The sequence below is a fragment of the Streptomyces sp. NPDC038200 genome, assembly GCF_055600785.1.
Map to the genome: position 1 here is coordinate 83,182 of NZ_JBVJYH010000010.1, position 22,355 is coordinate 105,536.

Here is a 22,355-nt window from a genome sequence, read left to right on the forward strand (position 1 = left end):
GGAGGCGGCCATGACCTGAGGGGTAATCGACGGTGCGCGCGGCGGCGGGCAGGGTGGTCGTACCGGGTCGCCGCAAGCCGGGATCCGGGTCCTGACCAGTACCGAACCCCTCGATGGAGGCTGATCGCCCATGTCCGCGCACACCGACCGTTACGAGACCGCCGTCGCCCGTTACTTCGACGCCTGGAACGCCACCGGACCGGAGGAGCTGGCCAAGGCGGTGGCCGTGGCCTGGTCCGAGGACGGCGGATACACCGACCCCCTCGCCGACGTCAGCGGCCACGACGGCATCGCGGCCGTGATCGCGGCCGCGCACGAGCAGTTCCCGGGGTTCGCCTTCCGGCCCTCGGGCACCGTCGACGGCCACCACGACACGGCGCGCTTCTCCTGGGAGCTGGTGAGCGAGGCCGACGGGTCCGCTCCGGTCGCCGGCTTCGACGTGATCACGCTGGACGCGGACGGCCGTATCCGTTCCGTGCTCGGATTCCTCGACCGGGTGCCCGCCGGGGCGTGAGGAGCGGCGTCCACGAGGGGTTCCGCCGCTCCCGGAGCCCTTCCGAAGGGACGGGCTCCGGGAGCGGCGGGGACCTCACGACGGCGACCGCGCGGCCGGGAGAACGGCTGGGCTCCCGGCGGCCGCCCGGAGGCGGACGGCGACGGTGGTCCTGGAACCGGCCCGCCCGGCGGGTTCAGCCCTTCACGATCGCGTCGATCCGCGCCAGTTCCTCGTCCGCGAACTCCAGGTTGCGGAGGGTGCCGACGCTGTCCTCGAGCTGCCGCGGGCTGCTCGCGCCGACCAGGGCGGAGGTGACCCGGCCGCCGCGGAGCACCCAGGCCAGGGCCAGTTGGGCCAGGGTCTGTCCGCGGGACTTGGCGATCTCGTCCAGCGCGCGCAGCCGGCCGACCAGGTCCTCGGTGACCGCGTCCGAGTTCAGGAAGGGACTGTCGCTCGCGGCCCGGGAGTCCTCGGGGATGCCGTCGAGGTAGCGGCCGGTGAGCAGGCCCTGCTCCAGCGGGGAGTAGACGACGGAGCCGGCCTGGACCTCGTCCAGGGCGTCCAGCAGGCCCTCGTCCTCGGGGCGCCGGTCGAGCATCGAGTAGCGCGGCTGGTGGACGAGGAGCGGGGTGCCGAGTTCGCCGAGGATGCGGGCCGCCTCGCGGGTCTGCTCCGCCGAGTAGTTGGAGACACCGACGTACAGCGCCTTGCCCTGCTGCACCGCCGAGTGCAGCGCGCCCATCGTCTCCTCCAGCGGAGTCTCCGGGTCGAAGCGGTGCGAGTAGAAGATGTCGACGTAGTCGAGGCCCGTCCGCCTCAGGCTCTGGTCCAGGGAGGACAGCAGGTACTTGCGCGAGCCCCACTCGCCGTACGGGCCGGGCCACATGAGATAGCCGGCCTTGGTGGAGACGACCAGCTCGTCCCGGTGACGGGCGAAGTCCGCCCGCAGCGCCTCGCCGAAGGCGGACTCGGCGGCGCCGGGCGGCGGTCCGTAGTTGTTCGCGAGGTCGAAGTGGGTCACGCCCAGGTCGAAGGCCCGGCGGAGGATGGCCCGCTGGGTCTCGACGGGCCGGTCGGGCCCGAAGTTGTGCCACAGGCCGAGCGACAGAGCGGGGAGCTTCAGGCCGCTGCGGCCGGTGCGCCGGTAGGGCATGTCGGCGTAACGGTCGGGGTGTGCGGTGTACAACGCGACTCCAGAGGGGTTGGCACACGATCTACCGGTTCCACTCTTCCCCCGGCGCCGGGCAGCGGTCCAACAGAAGAATTCGATGGAATTCAGCGGCTAGGCTTCTCAATCATGGAATTGCGCCATCTTCAGCACTTCGTCGCGGTCGCCGAGGACCAGCACTTCACCCGGGCCGCCGAACGGCTGATGGTGTCCCAGTCGGGTCTGTCGGCGTCCGTCCGGGCGCTGGAGCGGGAGCTGCGGGCGCCCCTGTTCGTGCGGACCACCCGCCGGGTGACCCTGACCGAGGCGGGACGCGCGCTGCTCCGGGAGGCCGAGCGGATCCTCTCCCAGGTGCGGGCGGCGCACGAGGCGGTGGCCGCCGTGCAGGGCGTGCTGCGCGGCACGCTCGCCCTCGGCACCGAGCAGTGCATCGCCGGGGTGCACGTGGCCAGGCTGCTGGCGGCCTTCCGGGGCCGGCACCCGGACGTGGAGATCCGGCTGCGGCAGGCCGGCTCCGGCGCGCTGGCGGAGGAGGTCGCGGCCGGGCGGCTCGACCTGGCCTTCGCCTACCGCACCCAGGCGGACACCGACCAGCTGCGCTCGGTGCCGCTGACCAGCGAGCCGATGACCGTGCTGTGCCATCCCAGCCACCGCCTGGCCGCGGCGCCGGGCCTGCTCGGCCCGGCCGATCTCGCCGGGGAGGTCTTCGTCGACTTCCACCCCGACTGGGGCCCGCGCCGCACCACCGACGCCGCGTTCGCCGCGGCCGGTGTCCGGCGCACGGTCGCGCTGGAGGTGAACGACGTGCACAGCCTGCTGGACCTGGTGGACGAGAACCTCGGGATCGCCGTCGTGCCCCGGCACTTCCGGCACAAGCGGCCGTCCCTCACGGCACTGCCGCTGAAGGGCGCGGGCGAGACGGCGTACGAGACGATCGCCCTGCTGCCCCCGGAGCGGGCCACGAGCCCGGCCTCCCGCGCGCTCGTCACCCTGCTGGAAACGGAGGGCCTGGCGCCGGCCCCGTGATCCTCGCGGCGCGGGACCCCACCGGCGAGCCGGCGGCCCGGGCGCAGCTGCCGGGGCGGGGGCCGGCGGGCTTTCGGGAAGGCCGGATTCCGGACGCGTGAGCTGCCGTGATTTGCGATGGTGGACGGTATGCATGCAAAGGACGTCCTCATCGACGGCTACGGCCGCATCCAGGAAGAAGTCCATGCCGCCCTCGACGGCCTCGGCCCGGACGAACTCCACCACCGCCCGGCTCCCGACGCCAACTCCGTCGCCTGGCTGGTCTGGCACCTGACCCGGGTGCAGGACGACCATGTCGCCGACGCCTTCGACCTCGACCAGGTATGGCTCTCGCAGGGCTGGGAGAAGCGGTTCGGCCTGGATCTGCCCCGGCACGACACCGGCTACGGACACAGCCCCGCCAAGGTCGCGAAGGTGCGGGTCGAGTCGGCCGGCCTGCTCACGGAGTACTACGACGCCGTCCACGAGCAGACCCTGGGCGCTCTGCGCTCCCTGGCCGCCAAGGACCTGGAACGCGTCGTGGACGAGCGCTGGGACCCCCCGGTCACGCTGGGGGTCCGCCTGGTGAGCGTCCTGTCCGACGATCTCCAGCACGTCGGACAGGCCGCCTACCTCAGGGGGCTGGTTCAGAGCGCGGCGGCGTAACCCGGCAGGATCACGTCCTCGATGAGGGCCTTGCGCTCGTCGAACGGGATGAACGCGCTCTTGACGGCGTTCACGGTGACCGTGCGCAGGTCCTCGACCGTCCACCCGGCCTGCTCCACCAGCAGGGACATCTCACGGGTCATCGTCGTGCCCGACACCAGACGGTTGTCGGTGTTCAGGGTGACCCGGAAGCCCAGGTCCTTCAGGGCCGTGATCGGGTGCTCCGCGATCGAGGTGGCGCAGCCGGTCTGCAGGTTGGAGGTGGGGCACATCTCCAGGGCGATGCGGCGGTCGCGTATCCAGGAGGCGAGACGGCCGAGCTTGCCGTCCACGATGTCCTCGGTGATGCGCACACCGTGGCCGATGCGCTGGGCGCCGCACACCTGGAGCGCCTGGTGGATGCTGGGCAGGCCGTGCGCCTCACCGGCGTGGATGGTGAAGGGCACGCTCTCGCGGCGCAGGTGCTCGAAGGCGTCGAGGTGGTCGGCGGGCGGGAAGCCGTCCTCGGCGCCGGCGATGTCGAAGCCGACGACGCCGGCGTCACGGTGGGCGACGGCCTGGTCGGCGGCCTCGCGGACGCGGTCGAACATCCGCATGCCGCACAGCAGCGTGCCGACGCGGACCGGGGTGCCCGCCGCCCTGGCCTTGGCCATGCCGGCGGCGAGGCCCTCCTGGACGGTCTCCACGACCTCGCTCATCGAGAGCCCGCCCCGCGTGTTCAGCTCGGGGGCGTAGCGCACCTCGGCGTAGACGACACCGTCGGCGGCGAGGTCCAGGACGTACTCCTCGGCGACGCGCAGCAGGCCCTCGCGGGTCTGCATGACGGCGAGGGTGTGCTCGAAGGTGGCGATGTAGCGGACCAGGTCCCCGGAGTTGGCGGCCTCGAAGTACCAGGCGGCCAGCTCGTCGGGGTCGGTGGTGGGCAGCTGGTGGCCGATCGCCTCCGCGAGTTCGACGACGGTGGCGGGGCGCAGGCCGCCGTCGAGGTGGTCGTGCAGGACGGCCTTGGGCAGGCGGCGGATCACTTCGGCGTCTACGCGCGTAGCAGTCATGGCGGTCTTTCCTTGAGCGGGTGGTTCGAAGCGGCGGGGGGCGTGCGGCGGCGAGAAGGTCAGCCGGCCGGCTGGAGCAGGTCCCAGCGGTTGCCGTACAGGTCCTCGAAGACGGCGACGGTGCCGTACGGCTCGTGACGCGGCTCTTCCAGGAAGGTCACACCGGCGGCGGCCATCCGCGCGTGATCGCGGGCGAAGTCGTCGGTGTGCAGGAAGAAGCCGACACGCCCGCCGGTCTGGTCGCCGACGCGGGTCCGCTGGTCCTCGTCCTTGGCGCGGGCCAGCAGCAGGCCGGTGCCGTGGCCGTCGCCGCCGGGCTCCACGACGACCCAGCGCGAACCGTCGGGCCGCGGGGCGTCCTCGACGAGACGGAACCCGAGGGCCTCGGTGTAGAAGCGGACGGCCTCGTCGTAGTCGTGGACGACGAGGGTGACCAGGGCGACGCGACGCATGGCGACCTTCCGGTGGGGGTGGTTAGCCGGTGAGGTTATACGTAAAACCTTTCGCGCGCCAGTTCTGTTCTACGCGCGTCGCAACGCGGCGTTCCGCCCCCTTCGCGGAGGAACGCGGGCAGCTCTCGCCGGGCGGCCCGAGGGGGCTTCTCCCCCGACCGTCACCGGCCGGCCGGAGGGGTTCCCTCAGGGCCGTTCCTCCCCCTGTGCCACCTCCACGCGGTGGTGGACGTCGGCCGTCCCGGTGGCCGAGGCCACGCAGGACAGGGCGGCGCAGGCGACGAGGAGCGCGGCGATCGCGCGGCCCGCGCGGGGCGGACGCGGGGCGGCCAGCAGGGCCTGGACGCGGAGCGGCACGGGCCCCCCGGTGGCGCCCGGGGCGACGCCGGGACGCGCCGAGCGGGCCGCCTGGGCGGCGAGGGCGGCCCGGGCGACGGCCCGGGCGGTCAGCCGCCGGTCGCCGACCGAGGCGGCGGCGGCCTCGTCGGCGGCCCGCTCGGCGGCCAGCCGGATCGTGTCGCGGACCGGGCGCAGCGCGGGGTGGCAGTGCGCGGCGAGTTCGGCGGCGGCGAGTGCGTAGTGGTGGCCGCCCGCGTTGTGGGCCCGCTCGTGGGCGAGCAGGGCCTCCCGCTCGGGGCCGTCCAGGCTGCGGAGCATCGCCGTGGTGACGACGACCCGGTGCGGGCGGCCGGGCAGGGCGTAGGCGTCGGGGCGGGGCGAGTCCACGACGTACAAGTCACCGGCGGCGGACCGGTGCCCGGTCTCCGCGCGGGCCGCCCGGAACGCCCGGATCTGCCCGAGGACGGAGCGGACGAGGGCCCCGCCGCACGCGGCGAGCGCGCCGAGGGAGGCGACGGCGGCCGGGAGGACGAAGGCGTCGGGGGCGGTGCGCAGCGGATGGACCAGTTCGCCGAGCGCGGCGAAGAGCGGCAGCTTCAGCAGCCCGAGCAGGACGAACAGACCGAGCGTCACCGCCGAGCAGCCTGCCAGGAGCACCGTGCAGCCGGTGACGGACCACAGTGCGGCGGCCGGGGGCAGCCGGTCCAGGGCCCGGCGGGCCAAGGGCGGCAGGGCGACGGGCAGCAGGAGCGGGAGCAGCAGGAACAGGGCGGTCATCGGCCGTCGGGTTCGAGCAGGTCCCGCAGGATGCGTTCGTCGTCCGGACTGAGCTGGGCGACGAAGCGGGCGAGGACGGTCTCGCGGTCGCTGTCGCGGTCCAGTTCGCTGTGCATCCGGCGGGCGGTGAGACCGTGGGCGTCCTGCACGTCCCGGACGGGGAAGTAGGCGTACCCCCGGCCCTGGCGCCGCCGGTCGACGACGCCCTTGTCGTGCAGGCGGGTGAGGATCGTGGTCACCGTCGTGCGCGCGAGGCCGGTGCCGAGGCTCTGCTGGATCTGTCCGGGGGTGCGGGGGGCGCCCGCGGCCCAGAGCGCGGCCAGGACGCTCGCTTCGAGTTCACCGGCCGGCCGGCGTTCGTCCTTGGCGTCGGTCATGGGGAGGTTCCTCACCCCGTCTTCGTGTGCAGTCCGGAAGGCCGTCCCCGCCATCGTAGTCAGCCGGGTGCCGTCCTCCGCCGCGCGGCCGCCCGCACCGGGGGCGGATGCCTCGCCGGTGCCAGGGACCTGGGCCGCGGGCTCGCGGTGCGAAGGCGGTGGGGCCCGGTTGCGTCGCCGGCCATGAGATCACCGAGGCCGCCCGCGACGGGGCGCGGCGCAAGCGCGAGGCGCCGGGCCGCCTGCGGCGGGAGACGGAAGCCTGGGTGGTGACCGCGGACGCGAGGGGACGGCCGCGTCTCGTGCCGCTGTGGCCCGCCCGGGACGGGGAGTCGATAGGGCTGTGCACGCGCGGCGGCACCCCCACGGGCCGCAATCCGCGCGACGGCGGCCGGACCCGGCTCGTTCTCGGTCACACCTGGACGTCGTGCTGATCGACGGAGAGGCGCGGGCCATCGGCGCCGAGGAGGTTCCCGCGGCGGCTGCCGACGCGTTCGCGGCCCGGACCGGCCGGGACCCGCGCGCGGACGACCCGGCGTACGTCTACTTCCAGGTACGGCCGCGCGGGGTGGGGGCATGGCGCGGGGAACGCGAGCTGCGTGGCCGTCACCTCGTGCGGGACGGCGCCTGGGTCGTGTGACGGTCAGCTCGCCGGGCGGCGGGCCGCGTCCAGCCGGGCCAGCTCCCCGGCGGTGAGCCGCAGCGCACCGGCGGCGACGTTCTCGGCCAGGTGGTCGGGGTCGCCGGTGCCGGGAATGGCGAGGACGTGCGGCCCCTGGTGGAGGGTCCAGGCGATGCGGACCTGCGCGGGGCTCACGCCGTGGGCCCGGGCGACGGAGAGCACCGCGTCGTCGTGCGCGGTCGTCGCACCGTGCTGCCCCGCCTCTCCGGCCACGGCGTAGAAGGGGACGAAGGCGATGCCGTGCTCGCCGCACAGCCGCAGGACCTCGTCGCCGAGGGGGTCGGGGCGGTCCACGGCGTACCGGTTCTGGACGCTGACCACCGGTGCTATCTCCAGTGCCTCGGCGAGGTGCCGGGGTTCGACGGCGGAGATCGCCAGGTGCCGGATCAGGCCGGCTTCGCGCAACTCGGCGAGCGCACCGAAGTGTTCGGCGATGGAGTCCTGACGCATCCGGCGCAGGTACACGACGTCGAGGTGGTCCCGCCCGAGCTGGCGCAGATTCTCCTCCACGTGCCCGCGCAGCTGGTCGGGCCGGGCGGAGGTGCCCCACTCTCCGTCGGGGTCGCGGTAGGGGCCGACCTTGGTGGCGACGACCAGGTCGTCGGGGTACGGGGAGAGCGCGGTGTTGATCAGCTCGTTGGCGGAACGCAGCGAGGAGAAGTAGAAGGCCGCCGTGTCGATGTGGTTCACGCCCAGCTCGACGGCCCTGCGCAGGACGGCGAGCGCCCGTCGCCGGTCGCTGGGGGTGCCGAGATGGAAGGCGGCGCTGCCCGTCAGCCGCATCGCGCCGAAGCCGATGCGGTGGACGGGCAGGTCGCCGAGTTTCCAGGTGCCGGAGGCATCCGCGGCGATGGTGTCTGGGGTCATCGGCGGAGTCTCGCACACGGCACCGGGGACGGGTGTCAGCAGTACAGGTTGCCCCCGGGGCTGACCCCGAGGATCTGGGCGAACCGCTGGTAGGCGGAGACCCGGCTCTGTACCTGCGCGGGGTTCTTGCCGTCGCACTCCAGGGAGCCGTTGATGCTGCGGATGGTCTGGCCGAAGCCGGCACCGCCCACCATGGCGTTGTGCGGGGTCATCGTGCCCGGCCCGGACTGGGTGTTCCAGTACCACAGGCCGGTCTTCCAGGCGACGGACGCGTTGCTCTGCACCAGGTTGGGGTTGTGGAGCAGGTCGATGCCGAGCGCGTCCCCGGCGGCCTTGTAGTTGAAGTTCCAGGAGAGCTGGATGGGGCCGCGCCCGTAGTAGGCGGCCTGGCCCGCCGGGCAGCCGTAGGACTGGCTCCAGTCGCAGTAGTGCGGGTAGTTGGCGGTGTTCTGCTCGACGACGTAGACCAGACCGCCGGTCTCGTGGTTGACGTTGGCGAGGAAGGCCGCGGCCTCCTGCTTCTTCACGGTGTCGCTGCCGGTGTTCGCGAAGGCGGGATAGGCGCCGAGGGCGGCGGTCAGACCGTTGTAGGTGTAGAACGAATTCCGGTTCGGGAACATCTGGTTGAACTGCGCCTCGCTGACCACGAAACCGGCGGCGGACGCCGTGGGTGCCGCCTGGAGCACCAGGGCGGAGGTGCCTATCGCGAGCGAGGTGAGCAGAGCGGCGATGCGATGCCTCAACACGGACCAACTCCTTTGCGGAGCACGGCCGTACCCGCCGAAGGGGGATACGGCCGTGGTGGGGGGTTGGGGCACACTCAACCTCTTTGTTTGGGACCGGTAAGGGTTTAGACCAGTCAAACGCTCGCCGGTTGCGCGGGTGAACGCCCGCCGGAGGGACAGCAGTCGGCCCCGCCCGCGTACGCGCCCGGGCCCGGGGAGGCTTGCGGAGGATCAGCTCAGCGGCTTCGCCAGAACCGCCTTGCGGTGGCTGAACGTCTCGATGGAGTAGCGGCCGTGGTAGCTGCCCATGCCGCTCTCCCCCACCCCGCCGAACGGCAGGTCGGAGACGGTGAGATGAGCCAGCGGCAGGCCGAGGCCCAGGCCGCCGGAGGACGTCTCCGCCGCGATGCGCGCCCGGGTCTCGTCCGACTCGCTGAACACGTACAGGGCGAGCGGCTTGTCGCGGTCGTTGACGAAGGCGATCGCCTCGTCCAGGCCCGGCACCGTGACGATCGGCAGGATCGGGCCGAAGATCTCCTCCCGCATCACGGGCGACTCGGGGTCGACGTCCGCGAGAACGGTGGGCGCGAGGTACTTCGCGGCCCGGTCGCCGACGCCGCCGACGGCGACACGGCCCGAGTCGAGCAGTCCGGACAGCCGGTCGAAGTGCCGCTCGTTGACGATTCGCCCGTACTCCGGGGAACGCGCCGGATCCGCGCCGAACAGGGCCTCGACCGCGCGGACCAGCGCGACCTCCAGCTCCGCGGCGGTCTCCGGGTCGGTCAGGACGTAGTCGGGGGCGACGCAGGTCTGGCCGGCGTTGAGGAACTTGCCGCGGGCGAGCCGGTCGGCGACCGCGTCCGGATCGGTGCCGCGGTCCACGAACACCGGCGACTTGCCGCCCAGTTCGAGGGTGACCGGGGTGAGGTGCTCGGCGGCGGCCCGCATGACGATGCGGCCGACGGTGCCGTTGCCGGTGTAGAAGATGTGGTCGAAGCGCTCGGCCAGCAGGGCCGTGGTCTCCGGGACACCGCCCTCGACGACGGCGACCGCGTCCGTGTCCAGATAGGCCGGGATCAGCTCGGCCAGCGCGGCGGAAGTGGCCGGGGCCAGCTCGCTCGGCTTGGCGACGACCGCGTTGCCGGAGGCCAGCGCGCCGACCACGGGGGCGAGCAGCAGCTGCGCCGGGTAGTTCCAGGGAGCGATGACGAGGACGACGCCCAGCGGGTCGTACTGCGTCCAGGCGGTGGCGTCGGCGCCGAGGTGCGCCGGGACGGGCGCGGGCTCGGGGCGCAGCCAGTCCGCCAGGTGCTCCAGGGTGTGGTCGATCTCGCGGACGGTGAAGTCGATCTCGGTGCGATAGGCCTCGGTACCGCTCTTGCCGAGGTCGGCGTGGAGGGCGGCGGCGAGGTCGGCGCCGCGTTCCGTGAGCATCGCGCGCAGCCGGCGCAGCTGGTCGGTGCGCCAGGCGACGGGCTTGGTGCGGCCGGTGGCGAAGGTGGCGCGCAGCCTGGCCACGACGTCGGCGGGCTGCTCGGGCAGGGAGTGGTTCACGATGCCTCGCTGGGGTGCACGGGCGGGTTCGGCCCGAGCCTAGGTCTCAGTGGATGTAATTGCCAACCTTTCAGGTTCTCAAGTTCATTCCGGCGGTTCGCGGTGACGCGCGTCACGTGGCCGACGGGGGGCCCGGCGTGATTCCGGTGCCCCGCCGGCGCCGCCGCCCGGGAGGCGCGCTCGGCCTCGCTGCCGGCCGGTCCGGCGCCCAGGCCGTACCCCGTGGCCGCCTCGGCGGTGCGGACGCTGCACGCCGTCGTGGCCCCGCCGGGCCGGCCGCCTGGTCCCGGCGGTGGCGAAGGCGTCCCGGACCGCTTCCTCGGCGAGACCGAGGTCGCCGAGGAAGCGGACGAGGACGGAGACCGCGCGCCCGTACTCGGCGCGGAGGACGGCCTCGACGCCGGGGGCCGCGGCCATCGCCGTCGCCGCTTCGTCAGTGCTGGTCCACGAAGGGCCGTACCTCGATGGGCAGGCTGGTGGCCAGGGCCGCCTTGCGCCCCCATGCCAGGGCCTCGTCCCGGTCGGCGGCCCGGATCAGACACAGTCCGCCCAGGTACTCCTTGCCCTCGGCGTAGGGCCCGTCGGTGACGAGCACGTCGCCGTCCCTCGGCCGGAGCACGGTCGCGGTCTCCGGGCCGTGCAGACCGCCGGCGAAGACCCAGGCGCCGGCGGCGCGCAGCTCGTCGTTGAACGCCTCGACGTTGCGCATGATCCCGGCGAGGGCTTCGGGGCCGGGCGGGGTGCCGCCGGCCGGCTGGACCACGCTGAGCAGGTAGTGCTTCATGACGTCCTCCAAGGCGTCGGGGCGGGCCCGTGTCGGGCTCTCTGTCACCTCCTACACGAACGGCACGGCCCCGGCTCGCCACCGCGCGCCGCGACCGGGGCAAAAAATTCTCCGGGAGAACCGGAAGAATCCACCCCATGACGCTCACCCCGCATCCGCTCGTCGTCCGCGCCCGCCGGCTCGCCACGGACCTGCTCGTCCCCCAGGCCGAGCGGGTCGACCAGGAGGGGGTGCCCGCGAGCCATGTCGCGGCGGTGAAGCGGTCCGGGCTGCTCGGGGTGACCGCACCCGCGGACCACGGCGGCGCGGGGGCCGGTCCCGCCGTGCTGCGGGAGACCGCGGAGATCCTCGCCGGGGCGTGCTGTGCGACCTGGTTCGTGCAGACCCAGCACCACACGCCGGTGCAGACCCTGGTACGGAGCACGCTGCCGGTGCGGGAGCGGCTGCTGGGCCCGCTGTCCCGGGGCGAGCTGCTGTCCGGGGTGGCGTACGCCCATCTGCGGTCGTTCCCGCGCCGTCCGGTGCGGGTCCGCCAGGAGGGCGACGGGTGGCGGTTCGACGGGACCGTCCCCTGGTACACCGGGTGGGGGCTGAACGACGTGATGCTGCTGGCCGGGGCGACCGACTCCGGCGAGGTCCTGTTCGCCTTCACCGAGGCACGCGAGCAGCCGGGGCTGCGTGCCTCGGCGCCGCTGCGGCTGGCGGCCCTGACCGCGGCCCGCACGGTGTCGCTGGAGCTGGACGGCCTGTGGCTGCCCGCGGAGGCGGTGGCGCTGCACACGCCGTACGAGCGGTGGGCCGCCGGCGACCGGGCCAGGACGCTGCACACCGGCCCGGCGGTGTTCGGCGTGGCGGAGGCCGCGCTGTCCCTGCTGGAGGACGAGACGGCCGCGCCGCTCCGCTCCCGTCTCGCCGCCGTCCGCCGCCGCGCCTACGCCCTGGCCGACCTTCCGGCACCGGACGGGCGGGGCGGGGAAGGGCCCGCGGAGGCGGAGTGGGCCGGGGAGTTGCTGGCGGTGCGCGCGGCGGCGTACGAGGTGCTGGGTACGGCCACCACGGCGGCGGTGGTGGCCGGCGGCGGCCGCGCGATGGCGCTGACGAGCCGCGCTCAGCGCCTCGCCCGGGAGGGGCTGTTCCTGCTGGTGCAGGGCCAGACGAGCGAGTCGCGCGCGGCGCATCTGCGGGCACTGACCGAGGCCGGGGCTGGAGGACGGGACCGGTAGGGGCAGGCGTCGCGCTCAGCGCCGGCGCAGCAGGCGGTGGGCCACGGCGTGGGTGCCCGCCGTGGCCGCCGCCGCGAAGACCAGTCCCTGGACGACGTCCCGGGGGCGGGTGGGACGCAGCAGACCGGCGCGGCGCAGCCGGGTGCGGGCCCACAGGGTGAAGGGCAGGACGACCAGGGGCGAGGTCACGGAGCCGGGGGTGTAGCCGCGGACGGCCGCCGCCTGGGCCAGGTGGACCAGTCCGTGCGCGCCGAACGCGTTCAGCGCGGTCTGGTAGACGGCGGAGCGCCCGCCCGTGCGCCGGCCGTCGGCCGCCGCCGCGGCGACGACGACCGCCATGGCCGCGACGGCCGTGCCGAAGCGGCGCTGGTCCACGGCCGCCAGTGCCCGCCACGCCCGCTCGGGCACGCGGGGGAACCGCTCGGGCAGTTCCGGCACCCGGGTCCGCACCCAGCGGGGCACCATGACCACTTCCTCGGTGTCGTGCACGGCCCAGGCGGCCAGCAGTCCCCAGGTGACGGCCCCGGAGACGACGTTCGGTCCACTCTCGTCGCTGTTCATGAACACGCAGTCTGCCAGGGCCGGTTGCTCAGCTCGCGAACGGAACCCGGGCGGCGGCAGGAAGCGCGCTGCCGCCGGGGTGCGCCCACAGTCCCTGCGCGGCGAGCCGGGGCAGGACGCCCTCGCCGAACCAGTAGGCCTCCTCCAGGTGCGGATAGCCGGAGAGGACGAACTCGTCGATGCCGAGGGCGTGGTACTCCTTGATGCGCTCGGCGACCTCGTCGTGGCTGCCCACCAGGGCGGTGCCGGCGCCACCGCGCACCAGCCCGATACCGGCCCAGAGATTGGGATGGATCTCCAGGCCGGAGTGGTCGCCCCCGCTGCGGGCGGAGCCGGGAGCGTGCGGGAGGCTGCCGCCGTGCAACGCGAGCATGCGCTGCTGGCCCTCCGACTCGCTGCGGGCGAGGCCGGTCTGCACGGCCCGTACGGTCTCCGGGTCGAAGCCGTCGAGCAGCCGGTCGGCCTCCGCCCAGGCCTGCGCCGAGGTGTCCCGGGTGATGACGTGCAACCGGATCCCGAAGCGCAGGGTACGGCCGTGCTCCGCGGCGAGCTTGCGGATCCAGGCGATCTTCTCGGCGACCTGGGCGGGCGGTTCGCCCCAGGTGAGGTACACGTCGGCGTACCGGGCCGCGACCTCGCCGGCGGCGGCCGAGGAGCCGCCGAAGTACACCTCGGGGACCGGATCGGGCACCCGGCTGAGCGTGGCCTCCTCGACCCGCAGGTGCTCCCCGCGCAGGTCGACGCTTCCGCCCTGCCACAACTCGCGGACGATGTGCAGGAACTCGCCGGTACGGCGGTAGCGGGCGTCCTTGTCGAGGAAGTCGCCGTAGGCCCGCTGCTCGCGGCTCTCGCCGCCGGTGACGACGTTGAGCAGCAGCCGGCCGCCGGTACGGCGCTGGAAGGTGGACGCCATCTGGGCGGCGAGCGTCGGAGAGAGGAAGCCGGGGCGGAAGGCGACCAGGAACTTCAGCCGTTCGGAGTGCTGGCTGACCATGGCGGTGGTCAGCCACGCGTCCTCGCACCAGGCGCCGGTCGGGGTGAGCGCGCCGACGAAGCCCAGGTCCTCGGCGGCCCGGGCGATCTGGCTCAAGTAGGCGACGGTCGGCGGGCGGTCGCGGCCGGAGGCGGTCGCCGGGGTGCCGTGGCCGCCGCCGACGACGTCACGGCTGTCGCCGTTGGTGGGCAGGAACCAGTGGAAGGTGAGGGACACGCGGGGTCTCCGATCGGGGCGGAACGGGTTCCGTTGCGCACGTACCGGCCGGTGTGCCGGATCTGCCGGCGGACGACCCGGTGGGCGAAGGTCACGGGTGCCGCACGCCTGCGGAAGTCCGGTCGCGGTACACCGCGGAAAACACACGAGTACGTGCGGGGAATACACGAGGGCTTTCGGGTGCGCGGAATTCCGCACACGGAAGGGCACGGAATTCGGGCGCGCCGCGGAAACCCGGAAGTGCGGGGAGAACGCGGCAGGTCAGGCCGCGGGACAACAGGAGGCGCTGGAGACCCGCGCGAGGTCGACATGGCGTCGCCGCGTGAGATCCAGTCGCATCGTCATGGCGTCGATCGTGGCAGCAGCCGGTGAGGGCCGTCAAGGTGAACCCGACCGTTCTCGAATCGCGGACCATTGTTTTCCGAAAAGGCCCGGCGGGAAAACCTGGAGCCCTCTCGGCAGCCCGGCACGGCCTCCGGCGCGGGCGGGCACGGCGCGGGCGGGCACGGCGCGGGCCGGCACGACAGCGGCCGGCGCCGTGTGCCGGCGGACCCTCAGCCGCGGCCGCCGTCCTCCCGGCCCTCGACCACGACGAGGAAGGCGTCCGACTTCAGGTCCATCACCACGGTCGCGGGTTCACCCTCGGCACGCCGGGCGGCCGCGTACTCCTCCGCCGGCCACGATCCCCGCGGAGCCCCTGCGGGAAAACGCTCCAACACCCTCGCACTCATGACGGCGGCCACCTCCTGCGGCACGGATCCGAACGGAATGTACCTGGTGTACCGATCCGGCTGCCCCCGATCGGCGCAGACATGTCACCGCACCCGTTCGGCCGCCTCCGGGGAGGAAACGCATCCGCGGCCGCGCTGCCGCGGGAAGGGATCGGAAGAGGACCACCGACGCGAGAAGGGCCTGCCTGCGATGAACGACGACGACCCGGCGGGCGGGCTCCGCTGCCTGGTGACCGGCGCCACGGGATACATCGGCGGCCGGCTGGTGCCCGAACTGCTCACCGCCGGCCACCGGGTGCGCTGCCTCGCCCGCTCCCCCGACAAGCTGCGCGACCACCCCTGGGCGAGGGACGTGGAGGTGGTGCGGGGGGACGTCACGGACGCCGACTCGGTCGCCGGGGCGATGCGGGACGTCGACGTGGCGTACTACCTGGTGCACGCGCTCGGCAGCGGCGAGAACTTCGAGGAGACCGACCGCCGCGCGGCCCACGTCTTCGGGGAACAGGCGAAGGCGGCCGGGGTGCGGCGCATCGTGTACCTCGGCGCTCTGGCGCCGGCCGGGGTACCGGAGGAGCGGCTCTCCCCGCACCTCAGGTCCCGGGCGGAGGTCGGTCGCATCCTGCAGGCCTCGGGGGTGCCGGCCGCCGTGCTGCGTGCCGCCGTCATCATCGGCTCCGGCTCGGCCTCCTTCGAGATGCTGCGGTACCTCACGGAGCGGCTGCCGGTGATGATCACGCCCAGCTGGGTGCGCACCCGGATCCAGCCCATCGCCGTCCGGGACGTCCTGCGGCTCCTCGTGGGCTGCGCGCGGCTGCCCGACGACGTCAGCCGTTCGTTCGACATCGGCGGCCCGGAGATCCTCACGTACCGGGACATGATGATCCGGTACGCGCAGGTGGCGGGCCTCCCCCGGCGGCTCATCGTGCCCGTGCCGGTCCTGACCCCGCGCCTGTCCAGCCTTTGGGTGGGACTGGTCACGCCCGTGCCCGCGTCCATCGCGCGGCCGTTGACGGAGTCGCTGCGGCACGAGGTGGTCTGCCACGAGCACGACATCGCCCGGTACGTACCCGATCCGCCGGGGCATCCGCTCCCCTTCGACGAGGCGGTGCGGCTGGCCCTGCGCAAGGTCCGCGACGCGGCGGTGAGCACCCGCTGGTCGTCCGCGGCGGTGCCCGGCGCACCCAGCGAGCCGTTGCCCACCGACCCGGACTGGGCGGGCGGCAGCCTGTACACCGACCGGCGCGAGGCGGTGGTGGACGCCCCCGCGCACGAGCTGTGGCGGGTGATCGAGGGGGTGGGCGGGGAGAACGGCTGGTACTCCTTCCCGCTCGCCTGGAGTCTGCGGGGCTGGCTGGACCGGCTGGTGGGCGGGGTCGGCCTGCGCCGGGGCCGGCGGGACGCCACACGGCTGCGGGTGGGCGACTCGCTGGACTTCTGGCGGGTGGAGGAGATCGAGCCCGGACGCCTGCTGCGGCTGCGGGCGGAGATGCGACTGCCCGGCCTGGCCTGGCTGGAGATGACCGCCGAGCCGGACGGCGACGTCCGCAGCCGGTACCGGCAGCGGGCGATGTTCCACCCCCACGGGCTGCTCGGCCACGCCTACTGGTGGAGCGTGTCGCCCTTCCACGCCGTGGTCTTCGGCGGGATGGCCCGCAACATCGCGCGGGCGGCGGCCCGGCGGGCGCCCGCGCGAGGCCGCTGAGGCGCATCCGCCGGCCCCGCCGGGCCCGAACCGCTCCACGTCCACAGCACTCGTCCCGGAGCACCGCCATGTACGTCTCGGTCGTCCTGTTCACCGCCGACCTGCGCCTGCACGACCATCCGCCGCTGCGGGCCGCGCTGGACGGCCGCCGTGAGGTCGTCCCGCTGTTCGTCCTCGACCGGGGAGTGGCCGCCGCGGGCTTCGCGGCGCCCAACCGGCTGGCGTTCCTCGCCGACTGTCTGCGGGACCTGGACGCCGGGCTGCGCGAGCGCGGCGGGCGGCTGGTGGTGCGCTCCGGCGACCTCGTCGAGGAGGTGTGCAAGGTCGCCGCGGAGGCGGACGCCGACGAGGTGCACATGTCGGCCGACGCCAGCGCCTACGCCCATCTGCGGGAGCGGCGGCTGCGGCGCGCCCTGGAGGCCGACGGGCGGCGGCTGCACGTGCACGACTCGGTGACCTCCGCGGTGGCTCCCGGCACCGTCACGCCGGCCTCCTCGGACCACTTCGCCGTGTTCACGCCGTACTTCCGGCAGTGGTCGGGGCAGCGGCTGCGGGAGGTGCTCGGCGCGCCCCGCGCGGTCCGCGTACCGGCGGGCGTCGGATCCGAGGAACTGCCGTCCCGCTCCGCACTGTCGGGGATCTCCCCGGGTCTGGCCGAGGGCGGCGAGTCGGCGGGGCGCACGCGGCTCGGCGCCTGGCTCCGCTCCGGCCTCGCCGCCTACGAGGAGCGCCACGACGACCTGGCCGGGGACGCGACCTCGCGGCTCTCGCCGCACCTGCACTTCGGCACCCTCTCCCCGGTCGAAGTGATCCACCGGGCGCGCCGGGCGGGCGGCCCGGGAGCGGAGGCGTTCGTACGGCAGGTGGCGTGGCGGGACTTCCACCGGCAGGTCCTGGCGGCCCGGCCGGCGGCGGCCACCGCGGACTACCGCACCAAGCACGACCGCTGGCGGTCCGAGCGGACGGCCCGGGAGGACATCGAGGCGTGGCGGGAGGGCCGTACCGGCTATCCGGTGGTGGACGCGGCGATGCGCCAGCTGCGTCACGAAGGGTGGATGCACAACCGGGCCCGCCTGCTCACGGCGAGCTTCCTGGCCAAGACGCTGTACGTCGACTGGCGTGTCGGGGCCCGGTACTTCCTGGAGCTGCTGGTGGACGGTGACGTGGCCAACAACCAGCTGAACTGGCAGTGGGTCGCGGGCACCGGCACGGACACCCGCCCGAACCGCGTCCTCAACCCCGTCGCCCAGGCCAGCCGGCACGACCCCGACGGCGGGTACGTCCGGCGCTGGGTGCCCGAGCTGGCGGGCGTCGCGGGCGCGGCGGTCCACGAGCCGTGGCGGCTGGCGGAGGCGGACCGGGCGCGCATCGCCGCGTATCCGGAGCCGATCGTCGGCCTCGCGGACGGACTGGCCCGCTTCAAGCGCGCCCGGAGCCGGGACTGAACCCCGTCAGGAGGGCACGGCGGGTAGCGCGGCGGCGCAACCGGCCGTCAGCGTGTCGAGGGCGTCGGACAGGGCGGTCGGGCGGAGCGTGCCGTGGACGGGCCGGCCGGACCAGCCGGGGCCGCCGAGCATCGTCAGCGGCTGGGTACGGGCGCCCCTGACGCCCCACTCCATGGCGGCGACGTGCTCGGCCAGCGGCGGGCTCGCGGTGGAGCGCGCCTGCGCCCAGAGCACCACGGCGGCCGGGCCGATCCGCCGTACCGCCGCGAGGAGTGCCTCCGCCGGGACCGCGGCGCCGAACATCCGGGTCGGCACGCCGCGTTGGCTCAGTGCCGCGTTGAGCGCCTCCAGCGGAAGCGTGTGCTGCTCACCGGGGACGCAGGCCAGGAGGACGGGGGCCGCCCCCGTGACGTCGGCCGTCGGCGCGGGCTGCCGCGTGTGCCGGCGCAGGGCTGTGGACACGTGCCAGGAGAGCAGGTGCTCGACCTCGACGTACCGGTCCCCGGACGAGGCCCACTTGCGGCCGACGGCGTGCAGGGTCGGCACCACCACCTCCTGCCAGGCGGTGACCAGGCCGTATCGGCCCAGGGCGGCCTCCAGCCCCTCCTCGACGCCCGGGGCGTCGAGCCGGACGGCCGCCCGGGCCAGACCCCGGCCCTCCTGGCGCACCTCGTCGGGGGCCGGTGCGGCGGGTGCGGGGCCGGTGGCGGGGCCGGCCGGCCCCGCACCCGCCGGTACGGAGGTCTGCCGGGCCCCGCGCCGGGCGGGCGCCGGGTACGGCCGTTCCCGCGCGGCCCGCGCGGCCTCGGCGGGCGGCACGCCGGACGCGGTCAGCCGGCACATCGCCTCCAGCACGGTGACGTCCTCGGGCGTCCATCGCCGGTGCCTGCCGTCGGTGCGTGCGGCGGGGCCGATGCCGTAGCGGCGGTCCCAGGAGCGGAGCGTCGTGGGCGAGACGCCGAGCCGGCGGGCCAGCGCTCCGGTCGTCAGCGGCGGCTCGGCGGCACCGGGCTCCGGGGTGTCCACGGTGTCGGTCACGTCCATGCGACGACGATACGACGCAGGAGCGATGCGAGTCGGCGGCCGCGGGCGCGGTCACGAGCGATGCGCGCCGGGGCCCGCACCCGCTGCACCACAACCCGGAGCACCTCTACACATAAAGAAGAAATAAGTGCAAACTGGACTATGTGGCGCTGGCCGCACACCGCGCCGGACGCGGCCTGGCCTGCGAAGCCAAAGGAGATGACTCATGGCCAACTTGCACAGGGGTGACATATCGAGCCACCCCGATGTCTCCGAGATGCGGGAACGCTACGACCGTGTACTCGGGGGTCGTGATGTGGCACTCGTGGACGGGCCGGTGTTCCTGCTCGGCCTCTACTGCGCCGCGTCCCCCTGGATCGTGCACTACGCGGCGAGCCAGCCCGCACTCACGACGCACAACCTGATCATGGGCATAGCGATAGGGCTGCTGGCCCTCGGCTTCACCCGAGCCCCCGAGCGGATGTACGGCCTGAGCTGGGCCATGTGCGCCCTGGGCATCTGGATGATCATCGCCCCATGGGTCGTGGGCCGCGGCCCGGACGCGGGCGTCATCATCAACAACATCGTCATCGGAGCCCTGGCTCTCGCCCTCGGACTGGTCTGCGCCGGAACGGCGACGAAGAGCAACCCCAGGCCGTAAAAGAGGAGACCGAGGAAAGGAAGAGAAGATCAGCGGGGCCGGTTCGCCCGGGCGGACCGGCCCGCGCCGGTCGCGCTAGCCCACTTCCACCGGCGTGGCAGGCACGCCGTACTCCTCGCTGATCTCCTTCCGGCCGAACGGCCAGACCTTCTCCAGCCGCGCCCACACGAAGAAGGCCGCGCAGCCGAGGGCCAGCCAGGCCAGGGACCACTCGATGGGATGACGGCCCGGGGAGTTCCGGTCGGCGTACCCGTAGATGACGCACCAGCCGGCGAGGGCGACGGCGCTCGGCAAGGGATAGAGCCACATGCGGTACGGGCGGGGCATCGTCGGCCGGCGCCCGCGCAGCACGGTCAGCGCGACGATCTGGGCGAGCGCCTGGACGATGACCATCACCGTGGTGAGCAGCTGGATCAAGGTCGCCAGATCGGTGTGGCGGCCGATGAGGAACCCGACCGCGGTGACCACACCCATGGTGGCGAGGCCGAGCGTCGGGAACCGGTGCTTCGGGTGCAGTTTCGCGTACGGGCGGAAGAAGACCCGGTCGCGAGCGGCGTCGTAGGGCACCCGGGAGCCGCCGAGCAGGCCGGTGAAGACGGAGGCGAACGCGGTGATCAGGATCAGCACGGTCACGACGTCCGCCGCGCCCTTGCCCCAGGTCTCCTCCAGCACCGCGGAGGCCACCGAGGTGGCGGCGATGTCATGCGGGTCGGTCATCCGGCGCCAGTCGACGACGCCGAGCGTGCCGATCTGGAGCAGCAGGTAGATCCCCATGATGCCGAGGATCGAGAAGAGGATGGAGCGCGGGAGCGCACGCCCCGGGTCCTTGATCTCGGCGCCCATGTACGCGGTCGTGTTGTAGCCGAGGTAGTCGTAGATGCCGATGGTCAGGCCCGCGGCGAAGCCCGGCCAGAAGTGGCCGCTCGTCAGGTCGAAGGCGCCCGCCGGGTAGGTGAAGGCCCTGTGCGGGCTGAAGTCCGTGGCGGCGGCGACGATCACCAGCAGCACCGAGGCGATCATCACCGTCCACATCACGGCGGAGATCCGGGCGATGTGTTCGATGCCGCGCCAGAGCAGGAGCACCACCAGCGCGACGATGCCGAGCCCGATCAGGTCACCGGCGGTCTGCCCCAGGCCGGGGGCCAGATAGCCCAGGTACTGCACGAAGCCGACCACCCCCGTGGACATGATCAGCGGGATGAAGAGCATCGCCGTCCACACGAACAGGAACGGCATCAGGCGGCCGGTGCGGTACTGGAAGGCCTGGCGCAGATAGACGTAACTGCCGCCGGAGCCGGGCATGGCGGCGCCCAGCTCCGCCCAGACCAGCCCGTCGCACAGCGCCAGGACCGCGCCCGCGACGAAGCCGACGACGGCCTGGGGGCCGCCGAACGCGGCGACCATCAGCGGGATCGTCACGAACGGACCGATGCCGCACATCTGGCTCATGTTGATCGCCGTGGCCTGGAACAGGCCGACGCGACGGACGAAGCCACCCGTGGGTGGCGGGCTACCGGACATGGGGACTCCTGACGCGACGGGCACCGCGCGGCGCCCGACGGGGTGACGGGCCGATAAAGTTAAGGAGCCTTACTAGACGCGTCAAGTACGCGTCAGGAATGCACGAGAATGGTGGGATGCCCGCCAGCGAAGCCGTAGAGCAGCAGGAACAGCCCTGGAGCCGTCGCCGCCTGCGCAGCACCAACGAGCGGCTGCTCCTGGACCGGCTGCGCGGCCTCGGCGCCGCCTCGCGCGCCCAGCTGGCCCGGGAGACGGGCCTGTCGAAGCCGACGGTCTCCAGCGCATTGGCCTCGCTGACGGCGGCCGGCCTGGTGCACGAGGTCGGCACGCAGGCCCCCGAGCGCGGTCGCACCGCCGTGCTCTACGCCCCCGATCCGGCCGCCGGGTACGCGCTCGGCGTGGACATAGGCCGGGGCTGGCTGCGCGTCGCCGTGGTCGACCTGGACGGAACGGTCGTCGCCCGGGCCGACGTGCGCAACCGGGCCCGCGCCTCCGCCGCCCTGACCGACCTGGTCGTGACCACCGCCCGCCAGGTGATCGCGAACTCGGGCGTGGACCCGGCGGAGGTGGTGCACGGAGTCGTGGGGACGCCGGGGGTGTACGACGAGAAGCAGCGGCGGGTGCGGTACGCGATGCATCTGCCGGGCTGGGGGCAGGCCGGGCTCGTGGACCACGTGCGCACGGAGCTGGGTGTGCCGCTGGAGGTGCACAACGACGCCAATCTGGCGGCGCTCGGCGAGTACACCTACGGCGTGGGCGCGGGCAGCCGGCTCTTCGCGTACATCCTCATCGGCACCGGCCTCGGGATGGGGATCGTCGGGGAGGGGCGGCTGTTCACCGGCGCGCACGGGCTGGCCGGGGAGATCGGATTCCTGCCCTGGCACGGACGGCGGAAGCCGGAGCGGCTGGAGGACGCGGTGTCGGGGGTGGCCGTGGTGGAGGCGGCCCGGCAGTTCGGGATGCGCGGGCAGCTCACGGCGAAGGCCGTGTTCGACGCGGCCCGGCAGAGCCATCCGGCCGCCGTGCGGGCGGTGGAGCTGGAGGGTGAGCGGATAGCGCACACCGTGGCCGCTGCCGCCGCCGTGCTCGACCCGGACCTCGTGGTGCTCGGCGGCGGGGTCGGCCACAGCGTCGACCTGCTGCTGCGGCCGGTACGGGAGCACTTGCGCGCGCTCACCCCGCTGCGCCCCCGGCTCGCGCCGAGCCGGCTCGGCGAGGACGCCGTCCTGCTGGGCGCGGTGGCCACCGCGCTGGACACGGCCCGGGACCTGGTCTTCGAACGCCGGACGGCCGGAACCTGACCCGCCGAACGGCCCGCACGGCGCGGATCGTTG

The 22,355-nt window shown here is 73.8% G+C and carries 25 protein-coding genes and 1 pseudogene; 10 read left to right on the top strand and 16 right to left on the bottom strand.

Annotated elements, in window-relative coordinates; translation table 11 throughout:
* Positions 1 to 130: 130 nt before the first annotated feature.
* Complete coding sequence (locus ACZ7KF_RS21720; RefSeq protein ID WP_471077312.1) at positions 131 to 514, top strand: nuclear transport factor 2 family protein; 384 nt, start codon at positions 131 to 133, stop codon at positions 512 to 514.
* Positions 515 to 689: 175 nt separating this feature from the next.
* Here the strand turns inward: ACZ7KF_RS21720 and mgrA are convergent, their stop codons facing one another.
* Entirely contained in the window at positions 690 to 1,682 is a 993-nt protein-coding gene (mgrA, locus tag ACZ7KF_RS21725; RefSeq protein ID WP_471077314.1) for an L-glyceraldehyde 3-phosphate reductase, read from the bottom strand.
* 111 nt (positions 1,683 to 1,793) lie between these two features.
* Between mgrA and ACZ7KF_RS21730 the strand changes: the two genes are divergently transcribed.
* A complete protein-coding gene (locus ACZ7KF_RS21730) occupies positions 1,794 to 2,690 on the top strand; it encodes a LysR family transcriptional regulator (protein ID WP_471077317.1) in 897 nt (298 codons plus the stop codon).
* A 129-nt stretch (positions 2,691 to 2,819) separates the two neighbouring features.
* Complete coding sequence (locus ACZ7KF_RS21735) at positions 2,820 to 3,335, top strand: mycothiol transferase (RefSeq protein ID WP_471077320.1); 516 nt, start codon at positions 2,820 to 2,822, stop codon at positions 3,333 to 3,335.
* Here ACZ7KF_RS21735 and ACZ7KF_RS21740 read toward each other — a convergent pair.
* From ACZ7KF_RS21740 to ACZ7KF_RS21755, 4 genes are all read right to left on the bottom strand, one after another.
* Positions 3,317 to 4,387 carry an adenosine deaminase gene (locus tag ACZ7KF_RS21740; protein WP_471077323.1) on the bottom strand — a complete coding sequence of 357 codons (1,071 nt, stop codon included), beginning with the start codon at positions 4,385 to 4,387 and terminating at the stop codon, positions 3,317 to 3,319. The two genes, ACZ7KF_RS21735 and ACZ7KF_RS21740, sit on opposite strands and share 19 nt — an antisense overlap.
* Positions 4,388 to 4,446: 59 nt before the next feature.
* Positions 4,447 to 4,839: a VOC family protein gene (locus tag ACZ7KF_RS21745; RefSeq protein ID WP_225825425.1), complete on the bottom strand. Its 393-nt coding sequence runs from the start codon at positions 4,837 to 4,839 to the stop codon at positions 4,447 to 4,449.
* A gap of 186 nt (positions 4,840 to 5,025) precedes the next feature.
* Positions 5,026 to 5,955, bottom strand: coding sequence for a M48 family metalloprotease (locus tag ACZ7KF_RS21750; protein ID WP_471077326.1), 930 nt, complete (start codon positions 5,953 to 5,955; stop codon positions 5,026 to 5,028).
* Positions 5,952 to 6,332 carry a BlaI/MecI/CopY family transcriptional regulator gene (locus ACZ7KF_RS21755; protein WP_471077329.1) on the bottom strand — a complete coding sequence of 127 codons (381 nt, stop codon included), beginning with the start codon at positions 6,330 to 6,332 and terminating at the stop codon, positions 5,952 to 5,954. The genes ACZ7KF_RS21750 and ACZ7KF_RS21755 overlap by 4 nt, the downstream gene beginning before the upstream one ends.
* A gap of 158 nt (positions 6,333 to 6,490) precedes the next feature.
* Here ACZ7KF_RS21755 and ACZ7KF_RS21760 point away from each other — a divergent pair, with 158 nt between their 5' ends.
* Together ACZ7KF_RS21760 and ACZ7KF_RS21765 are read left to right on the top strand one after the other, a co-directional pair.
* Positions 6,491 to 6,766 (top strand): hypothetical protein, encoded by a 276-nt coding sequence (locus ACZ7KF_RS21760; protein WP_471077332.1) that lies wholly within the window; start codon positions 6,491 to 6,493, stop codon positions 6,764 to 6,766.
* Positions 6,760 to 6,972 (top strand): hypothetical protein, encoded by a 213-nt coding sequence (locus tag ACZ7KF_RS21765; protein ID WP_471077335.1) that lies wholly within the window; start codon positions 6,760 to 6,762, stop codon positions 6,970 to 6,972. The genes ACZ7KF_RS21760 and ACZ7KF_RS21765 overlap by 7 nt, the downstream gene beginning before the upstream one ends.
* Before the next feature lie 3 nt (positions 6,973 to 6,975).
* Here the strand turns inward: ACZ7KF_RS21765 and ACZ7KF_RS21770 are convergent, their stop codons facing one another.
* The 5 genes and pseudogenes from ACZ7KF_RS21770 to ACZ7KF_RS21790 all read right to left on the bottom strand — a co-directional run bounded on the left by ACZ7KF_RS21770 (position 6,976) and on the right by ACZ7KF_RS21790 (position 10,944).
* The gene (locus ACZ7KF_RS21770; RefSeq protein WP_471077338.1) at positions 6,976 to 7,881 is read right to left on the bottom strand and encodes an aldo/keto reductase; all 906 of its coding nucleotides are present in this window, start codon (positions 7,879 to 7,881) and stop codon (positions 6,976 to 6,978) included.
* A 35-nt stretch (positions 7,882 to 7,916) separates the two neighbouring features.
* Positions 7,917 to 8,585 carry a chitinase gene (locus ACZ7KF_RS21775; RefSeq protein WP_471077809.1) on the bottom strand — a complete coding sequence of 223 codons (669 nt, stop codon included), beginning with the start codon at positions 8,583 to 8,585 and terminating at the stop codon, positions 7,917 to 7,919.
* A 252-nt stretch (positions 8,586 to 8,837) separates the two neighbouring features.
* Positions 8,838 to 10,160 (bottom strand): aldehyde dehydrogenase family protein, encoded by a 1,323-nt coding sequence (locus ACZ7KF_RS21780; RefSeq protein WP_471077341.1) that lies wholly within the window; start codon positions 10,158 to 10,160, stop codon positions 8,838 to 8,840.
* A 273-nt stretch (positions 10,161 to 10,433) separates the two neighbouring features.
* A pseudogene (locus tag ACZ7KF_RS21785) lies at positions 10,434 to 10,577 on the bottom strand (RNA polymerase sigma factor); the annotation flags it as partial.
* A gap of 16 nt (positions 10,578 to 10,593) precedes the next feature.
* Positions 10,594 to 10,944: a YciI family protein gene (locus ACZ7KF_RS21790; protein WP_471077344.1), complete on the bottom strand. Its 351-nt coding sequence runs from the start codon at positions 10,942 to 10,944 to the stop codon at positions 10,594 to 10,596.
* Positions 10,945 to 11,081: 137 nt separating this feature from the next.
* Between ACZ7KF_RS21790 and ACZ7KF_RS21795 the strand changes: the two genes are divergently transcribed.
* On the top strand, positions 11,082 to 12,167 hold the full coding sequence (locus ACZ7KF_RS21795; RefSeq protein WP_471077347.1) for an acyl-CoA dehydrogenase family protein: 1,086 nt from the start codon (positions 11,082 to 11,084) through the stop codon (positions 12,165 to 12,167).
* A 15-nt stretch (positions 12,168 to 12,182) separates the two neighbouring features.
* On the opposite strand, the gene ACZ7KF_RS21800 is transcribed toward ACZ7KF_RS21795, so the two are convergent.
* The 4 genes from ACZ7KF_RS21800 to ACZ7KF_RS21815 all read right to left on the bottom strand — a co-directional run bounded on the left by ACZ7KF_RS21800 (position 12,183) and on the right by ACZ7KF_RS21815 (position 14,669).
* Positions 12,183 to 12,728, bottom strand: coding sequence for an HXXEE domain-containing protein (locus ACZ7KF_RS21800; RefSeq protein WP_471077350.1), 546 nt, complete (start codon positions 12,726 to 12,728; stop codon positions 12,183 to 12,185).
* A gap of 28 nt (positions 12,729 to 12,756) precedes the next feature.
* Positions 12,757 to 13,938, bottom strand: coding sequence for an LLM class flavin-dependent oxidoreductase (locus tag ACZ7KF_RS21805; RefSeq protein WP_471077352.1), 1,182 nt, complete (start codon positions 13,936 to 13,938; stop codon positions 12,757 to 12,759).
* Positions 13,939 to 14,199: 261 nt separating this feature from the next.
* Positions 14,200 to 14,283, bottom strand: a complete 84-nt coding sequence (locus ACZ7KF_RS21810) for a putative leader peptide (protein ID WP_356947393.1) — start codon at positions 14,281 to 14,283, stop codon at positions 14,200 to 14,202.
* 209 nt (positions 14,284 to 14,492) lie between these two features.
* Complete coding sequence (locus tag ACZ7KF_RS21815; RefSeq protein ID WP_225825414.1) at positions 14,493 to 14,669, bottom strand: hypothetical protein; 177 nt, start codon at positions 14,667 to 14,669, stop codon at positions 14,493 to 14,495.
* Between the two features lie 190 nt (positions 14,670 to 14,859).
* On the opposite strand from ACZ7KF_RS21815, the gene ACZ7KF_RS21820 reads away from it, so the two are divergent.
* Together ACZ7KF_RS21820 and ACZ7KF_RS21825 are read left to right on the top strand one after the other, a co-directional pair.
* Positions 14,860 to 16,371 carry an SDR family oxidoreductase gene (locus tag ACZ7KF_RS21820; RefSeq protein WP_471077355.1) on the top strand — a complete coding sequence of 504 codons (1,512 nt, stop codon included), beginning with the start codon at positions 14,860 to 14,862 and terminating at the stop codon, positions 16,369 to 16,371.
* A gap of 68 nt (positions 16,372 to 16,439) precedes the next feature.
* On the top strand, positions 16,440 to 17,816 hold the full coding sequence (locus ACZ7KF_RS21825) for a cryptochrome/photolyase family protein (RefSeq protein ID WP_471077358.1): 1,377 nt from the start codon (positions 16,440 to 16,442) through the stop codon (positions 17,814 to 17,816).
* 6 nt (positions 17,817 to 17,822) lie between these two features.
* On the opposite strand, the gene ACZ7KF_RS21830 is transcribed toward ACZ7KF_RS21825, so the two are convergent.
* Positions 17,823 to 18,860 (bottom strand): MerR family transcriptional regulator, encoded by a 1,038-nt coding sequence (locus tag ACZ7KF_RS21830; RefSeq protein ID WP_471077361.1) that lies wholly within the window; start codon positions 18,858 to 18,860, stop codon positions 17,823 to 17,825.
* 205 nt (positions 18,861 to 19,065) lie between these two features.
* Between ACZ7KF_RS21830 and ACZ7KF_RS21835 the strand changes: the two genes are divergently transcribed.
* Positions 19,066 to 19,500, top strand: coding sequence for an SPW repeat protein (locus tag ACZ7KF_RS21835; RefSeq protein ID WP_471077364.1), 435 nt, complete (start codon positions 19,066 to 19,068; stop codon positions 19,498 to 19,500).
* A gap of 75 nt (positions 19,501 to 19,575) precedes the next feature.
* Here ACZ7KF_RS21835 and ACZ7KF_RS21840 read toward each other — a convergent pair whose 3' ends face one another.
* A complete protein-coding gene (locus ACZ7KF_RS21840; protein WP_471077367.1) occupies positions 19,576 to 21,021 on the bottom strand; it encodes an APC family permease in 1,446 nt (481 codons plus the stop codon).
* Between the two features lie 116 nt (positions 21,022 to 21,137).
* Between ACZ7KF_RS21840 and ACZ7KF_RS21845 the strand changes: the two genes are divergently transcribed.
* On the top strand, positions 21,138 to 22,322 hold the full coding sequence (locus ACZ7KF_RS21845; RefSeq protein WP_471077370.1) for an ROK family transcriptional regulator: 1,185 nt from the start codon (positions 21,138 to 21,140) through the stop codon (positions 22,320 to 22,322).
* Positions 22,323 to 22,355: the final 33 nt, after the last annotated feature.

What these genes read in the sequence shown, in the direction of transcription:
- ACZ7KF_RS21720 (WP_471077312.1), top strand. Translation starts at nt 131, where the DNA reads ATGTCCGCGCACACCGACCGTTACGAGACCGCCGTCGCCCGTTACTTC.
- ACZ7KF_RS21730 (WP_471077317.1), top strand. Translation starts at nt 1,794, where the DNA reads ATGGAATTGCGCCATCTTCAGCACTTCGTCGCGGTCGCCGAGGACCAG.
- ACZ7KF_RS21735 (WP_471077320.1), top strand. Translation starts at nt 2,820, where the DNA reads ATGCATGCAAAGGACGTCCTCATCGACGGCTACGGCCGCATCCAGGAA.
- ACZ7KF_RS21740 (WP_471077323.1), bottom strand. Translation starts at nt 4,387, where the DNA reads ATGACTGCTACGCGCGTAGACGCCGAAGTGATCCGCCGCCTGCCCAAG.
- ACZ7KF_RS21745 (WP_225825425.1), bottom strand. Translation starts at nt 4,839, where the DNA reads ATGCGTCGCGTCGCCCTGGTCACCCTCGTCGTCCACGACTACGACGAG.
- ACZ7KF_RS21750 (WP_471077326.1), bottom strand. Translation starts at nt 5,955, where the DNA reads ATGACCGCCCTGTTCCTGCTGCTCCCGCTCCTGCTGCCCGTCGCCCTG.
- ACZ7KF_RS21755 (WP_471077329.1), bottom strand. Translation starts at nt 6,332, where the DNA reads ATGACCGACGCCAAGGACGAACGCCGGCCGGCCGGTGAACTCGAAGCG.
- ACZ7KF_RS21770 (WP_471077338.1), bottom strand. Translation starts at nt 7,881, where the DNA reads ATGACCCCAGACACCATCGCCGCGGATGCCTCCGGCACCTGGAAACTC.
- ACZ7KF_RS21790 (WP_471077344.1), bottom strand. Translation starts at nt 10,944, where the DNA reads ATGAAGCACTACCTGCTCAGCGTGGTCCAGCCGGCCGGCGGCACCCCG.
- ACZ7KF_RS21795 (WP_471077347.1), top strand. Translation starts at nt 11,082, where the DNA reads ATGACGCTCACCCCGCATCCGCTCGTCGTCCGCGCCCGCCGGCTCGCC.
- ACZ7KF_RS21800 (WP_471077350.1), bottom strand. Translation starts at nt 12,728, where the DNA reads ATGAACAGCGACGAGAGTGGACCGAACGTCGTCTCCGGGGCCGTCACC.
- ACZ7KF_RS21810 (WP_356947393.1), bottom strand. Translation starts at nt 14,283, where the DNA reads ATGACGATGCGACTGGATCTCACGCGGCGACGCCATGTCGACCTCGCG.
- ACZ7KF_RS21815 (WP_225825414.1), bottom strand. Translation starts at nt 14,669, where the DNA reads ATGAGTGCGAGGGTGTTGGAGCGTTTTCCCGCAGGGGCTCCGCGGGGA.
- ACZ7KF_RS21820 (WP_471077355.1), top strand. Translation starts at nt 14,860, where the DNA reads ATGAACGACGACGACCCGGCGGGCGGGCTCCGCTGCCTGGTGACCGGC.
- ACZ7KF_RS21825 (WP_471077358.1), top strand. Translation starts at nt 16,440, where the DNA reads ATGTACGTCTCGGTCGTCCTGTTCACCGCCGACCTGCGCCTGCACGAC.
- ACZ7KF_RS21830 (WP_471077361.1), bottom strand. Translation starts at nt 18,860, where the DNA reads ATGGACGTGACCGACACCGTGGACACCCCGGAGCCCGGTGCCGCCGAG.
- ACZ7KF_RS21835 (WP_471077364.1), top strand. Translation starts at nt 19,066, where the DNA reads ATGGCCAACTTGCACAGGGGTGACATATCGAGCCACCCCGATGTCTCC.
- ACZ7KF_RS21840 (WP_471077367.1), bottom strand. Translation starts at nt 21,021, where the DNA reads ATGTCCGGTAGCCCGCCACCCACGGGTGGCTTCGTCCGTCGCGTCGGC.
- ACZ7KF_RS21845 (WP_471077370.1), top strand. Translation starts at nt 21,138, where the DNA reads ATGCCCGCCAGCGAAGCCGTAGAGCAGCAGGAACAGCCCTGGAGCCGT.